This is a genomic window from Nonomuraea fuscirosea (genome assembly GCF_003001935.1).
GTDB lineage: Bacteria > Actinomycetota > Actinomycetes > Streptosporangiales > Streptosporangiaceae > Nonomuraea > Nonomuraea fuscirosea.
On the sequence record NZ_PVNG01000071.1, the window covers coordinates 1 to 5,252 of the forward strand.

Annotated in this window: 3 rRNA genes; all 3 read right to left on the reverse strand. The window is 57.7% G+C overall.

The features are described 5' to 3' along the window. Positions 1 to 8: 8 nt before the first annotated feature. Positions 9 to 125, reverse strand: a 5S ribosomal RNA gene (gene rrf / locus B0I32_RS55985). Between the two features lie 156 nt (positions 126 to 281). Further along, positions 282 to 3,387 (reverse strand): 23S ribosomal RNA (locus tag B0I32_RS55990). A gap of 308 nt (positions 3,388 to 3,695) precedes the next feature. Continuing rightward, positions 3,696 to 5,217: ribosomal RNA gene (locus tag B0I32_RS55995) — 16S ribosomal RNA — on the reverse strand. Together the 16S, 23S and 5S rRNA genes form the textbook arrangement of a ribosomal RNA operon. Between the last annotated feature and the right edge of the window lie 35 nt (positions 5,218 to 5,252).

Below are 5,252 nucleotides of genomic sequence, written 5' to 3' on the forward strand. Positions count from 1 at the left end.
GAAAGATTGTCCGGCGGTGACCTACTCTCCCACACCCTCCCGAGTGCAGTACCATCGGCGCAGAGAAGCTTAACTTCCGGGTTCGGAATGTAACCGGGTGTTTCCTTCCCGCCATAACCGCCGTAACCCTCCGAAACACACAAACATTACTGTTTGCTGTCTCAGAATTGCTTAGTGGACGCGAGCAACACACTCCAAACCCATCGAGTGCGGCGCAGCTCTGGACCCGGCGAAGAGAACAGAACGCAGCACACACCCCACAAGGCAAGAAGAGTTGCTTTGTGGTCAAGTCCTCGGCCTATTAGTACCGGTCAGCTCCACACGTTACCGTGCTTCCACCTCCGGCCTATCAACCCGGTCGTCTACCGGGAGCCTTACCCCTGTTACAGGTGGGAGACCTCATCTCAAGGCGAGCTTCCCGCTTAGATGCTTTCAGCGGTTATCCCTTCCGAACGTAGCCAACCAGCCGTGCACCTGGCGGTACAACTGGCACACCAGAGGTTCGTCCGTCCCGGTCCTCTCGTACTAGGGACAGCCCCTTTCAAGTCTCCTGCGCGCGCAGCGGATAGGGACCGAACTGTCTCGCGACGTTCTAAACCCAGCTCGCGTACCGCTTTAATGGGCGAACAGCCCAACCCTTGGGACCTACTCCAGCCCCAGGATGCGACGAGCCGACATCGAGGTGCCAAACCATCCCGTCGATATGGACTCTTGGGGAAGATCAGCCTGTTATCCCCGGGGTACCTTTTAGCCGTTGAGCGACACCGCTTCCACACGCCGATGCCGGATCACTAGTCCCAGCTTTCGCTCCTGCTCGACCCGTCAGTCTCACAGTCAAGCTCCCTTGTGCACTTACACTCAACACCTGATTGCCAACCAGGCTGAGGGAACCTTTGGGCGCCTCCGTTACCCTTTAGGAGGCAACCGCCCCAGTTAAACTACCCACCAGACACTGTCCCCGATCCGGATCACGGACCAGAGTTAGACGTTCAAAACGACCAGAGTGGTATTTCACCAATGACTCCACCCGAACTAGCGTCCGAGCTTCCCAGTCTCCCACCTATCCTACACAAGACGCTCCAAACGCCAATGTCAAGCTGTAGTGAAGGTCCCGGGGTCTTTCCGTCCTGCTGCGCGTAACGAGCATCTTTACTCGTAGTGCAATTTCGCCGGGTCTGCGGTTGAGACAGCGGGGAAGTCGTTACGCCATTCGTGCAGGTCGGAACTTACCCGACAAGGAATTTCGCTACCTTAGGATGGTTATAGTTACCACCGCCGTTTACCGGCGCTTAAGTTCTCACCTTCGCCCAGCCGAAGCTGAACTAAGCGGTCCCCTTAACGTTCCGGCACCGGGCAGGCGTCAGTCCGTATACATCGTCTTACGACTTCGCACGGACCTGTGTTTTTAGTAAACAGTCGCTTCCCCCTGGCCACTGCGGCCCCCACCAGCTCAAGGTGCAAAACCCATCACCAGCAGAGGCCCCCCTTCTCCCGAAGTTACGGGGGCAATTTGCCGAGTTCCTTAACCACAGTTCACCCGATCGCCTTAGTATTCTCTACCTGACCACCTGAGTCGGTTTAGGGTACGGGCCGCCACAACACTCACTAGAGGCTTTTCTCGGCAGCATAGGATCATCCACTTCACCACAATCGGCTCGGCATCACATCTCAGGATACGTGTGAGGCGGATTTGCCTACCTCACTCCCTACATGCTTACCCCAGGACAACCATCGCCTGGGCTGGACTACCTTCCTGCGTCACCCCATCGCTTACCTACTACCCGATCGGATCGAGCGTTCAGCCTCACACCGGTCCCGAAGGACCAGCGGACTTAAGGACTCTTAGCATCACGAGGTTCAGTATGGGCGCATTGAAGCGGGTACGGGAATATCAACCCGTTGTCCATCGACTACGCCTGTCGGCCTCGCCTTAGGTCCCGACTTACCCTGGGCGGATTAGCCTGGCCCAGGAACCCTTGGTCATCCGGCGCGAGGGTTTCTCACCCTCGATTCGCTACTCATGCCTGCATTCTCACTCGTGTACGCTCCACGGCTAGATCACTCTGCCGCTTCACCGCATACACGACGCTCCCCTACCCATCAACCCCACATGGGAGTCAATGCCACGACTTCGGCGGTGTACTTGAGCCCCGCTACATTGTCGGCGCGGAATCACTTGACCAGTGAGCTATTACGCACTCTTTCAAGGGTGGCTGCTTCTAAGCCAACCTCCTGGTTGTCTCTGCGACTCCACATCCTTTCCCACTTAGCACACGCTTAGGGGCCTTAGTCGGTGATCTGGGCTGTTTCCCTCTCGACTACGAACCTTATCGCCCGCAGTCTCACTGCCACGCTCTCACTTACCGGCATTCGGAGTTTGGCTGACGTCAGTAACCTTGTCGGGCCCATTAGCCATCCAGTGCTCTACCTCCGGCAAGAAACACGCAACGCTGCACCTAAATGCATTTCGGGGAGAACCAGCTATCACGGAGTTTGATTGGCCTTTCACCCCTACACACAGATCATCCCCCAGGTTTTCAACCCTGGTGGGTTCGGTCCTCCACCCAGTCTTACCTGAGCTTCAACCTGCCCATGCGTAGATCACTCCGCTTCGGGTCTACAGCATGCGACTCAAACGCCCTCTTCAGACTCGCTTTCGCTACGGCTCCCCCACACGGGTTAACCTCGCCACACACCATAACTCGCAGGCTCATTCTTCAAAAGGCACGCAGTCACATCACACACCAGCAAGCTGATGTAAGCTCCTACGGCTTGTAGGCACACGGTTTCAGGTACTCTTTCACGACCCCTCACCGGGGCACTTTTCACCTTTCCCTCACGGTACTCGTGCACTATCGGTCATCAGGGAGTATTTAGGCTTACCAGGTGGTCCTGGCAGATTCACACAGGATTTCTCGGGCCCCGTGCTACTTGGGATCCCCTCAAGAAGCCCTCAAGGTTTCGCTTACCCGGCTCTCACGGTCTACGGCAGCCCTTCCCAGAGCTTTCAACTACCTCAAAGGTTTATCACTTCTTGTGGTTCCGGCAGAAACCACCAGAGGGTCCCACGACCCCGGACATGCAACGCCCGCCGGCTATCACACACGCCCGGTTTAGCCTCATCCGCTTTCGCTCACCACTACTCACGGAATCACTCTTGTTTTCTCTTCCTACGGGTACTGAGATGTTTCACTTCCCCGCGTTACCACCAACCGCCCTATACATTCAGGCGGAGGCAACACCACATGACTGGTGCTAGGTTTCCCCATTCGGACATCCCCGGATCAACGTCTGGTTGGCGACTCCCCGAGGCTTAACGCAGCCTCCCACGTCCTTCATCGGCTCCTGATGCCAAGGCATCCACCGTGTGCCCTAAAAAACTTGGCCACAAAGATGCTCGCGTCCACTATGCAAATCTCAAACAACAAACAGCAACCGGCTCCCACCCCACAACCGCGAGATGTTCACCGGCCCTGTACCGAGGTCAAACAAGCAAGCCCACAGGCTGCCCGTTTCCTCAGGACCCAACAGTGTGTCCAACCAGCCCGGATCCCCGACACGCCCGTTCCCACTCCACTGTCTCCAGTGGCGGTACCAGAACGCCGGCCATCCGGCCAAGCTGAGTAGCCAGTGCTCCACTAGTGAGCTGTCACCCCACCACACGGTCGGTGGTGACGGGTGAGAGTGCTCCTTAGAAAGGAGGTGATCCAGCCGCACCTTCCGGTACGGCTACCTTGTTACGACTTCGTCCCAATCGCCAGCCCCACCTTCGACCGCTCCCCCCAGCAAGCTGGTTGGGCCACGGGCTTCGGGTGTTGCCGACTTTCGTGACGTGACGGGCGGTGTGTACAAGGCCCGGGAACGTATTCACCGCAGCGTTGCTGATCTGCGATTACTAGCGACTCCGACTTCATGGGGTCGAGTTGCAGACCCCAATCCGAACTGAGACCGGCTTTTAGGGATTCGCTCCGCCTCACGGCATCGCAACCCTCTGTACCGGCCATTGTAGCATGTTTGCAGCCCAAGACATAAGGGGCATGATGACTTGACGTCATCCCCACCTTCCTCCGAGTTGACCCCGGCAGTCCCCCATGAGTCCCCAACCACCAAAACGGTGTTGCTGGCAACATGGAGCAAGGGTTGCGCTCGTTGCGGGACTTAACCCAACATCTCACGACACGAGCTGACGACAGCCATGCACCACCTGTCACCCAGTCCGAAGAAGGATCTATCTCTAGACCTGTCCGGGTGATGTCAAACCTTGGTAAGGTTCTTCGCGTTGCGTCGAATTAAGCAACATGCTCCGCCGCTTGTGCGGGCCCCCGTCAATTCCTTTGAGTTTTAGCCTTGCGGCCGTACTCCCCAGGCGGGGCGCTTAATGCGTTAGCTCCGGCACGGAACCCGTGGAAGGGTCCCACACCTAGCGCCCAACGTTTACAGCGTGGACTACCAGGGTATCTAATCCTGTTCGCTCCCCACGCTTTCGCTCCTCAGCGTCAGGTAAGGCCCAGCAAGCCGCCTTCGCCACCGGTGTTCCTCCTGATATCTGCGCATTTCACCGCTACACCAGGAATTCCACTTGCCCCTACCTACCTCTAGCCGGCCCGTATCCACCGCAGACCCGCAGTTAAGCTGCGGGCTTTCACGGCAGACGCGACCAGCCACCTACGAGCTCTTTACGCCCAATAATTCCGGACAACGCTTGCGCCCTACGTATTACCGCGGCTGCTGGCACGTAGTTAGCCGGCGCTTCTTCTGCAGGTACACGTCAACTTCGTCCCTGCTGAAAGAGGTTTACAACCCGAAGGCCGTCATCCCCCACGCGGCGTCGCTGCGTCAGGCTTCCGCCCATTGCGCAATATTCCCCACTGCTGCCTCCCGTAGGAGTCTGGGCCGTGTCTCAGTCCCAGTGTGGCCGGTCGCCCTCTCAGGCCGGCTACCCGTCGTCGCCTTGGTAGGCCACTACCCCACCAACAAGCTGATAGGCCGCGAGCCCATCCCCAACCGAAAAACTTTCCACCACCACCCGATGCCAGGGGCGGTCATATCCGGTATTAGACCCAGTTTCCCGGGCTTATCCCAGAGTCAGGGGCAGGTTGCTCACGTGTTACTCACCCGTTCGCCGCTCGAGTACCCCGAAGGGCCTTTCCGCTCGACTTGCATGTGTTAAGCACGCCGCCAGCGTTCGTCCTGAGCCAGGATCAAACTCTCCAAACAATGTCTGGAAACAATCCCAACAAAAATCCATCAAG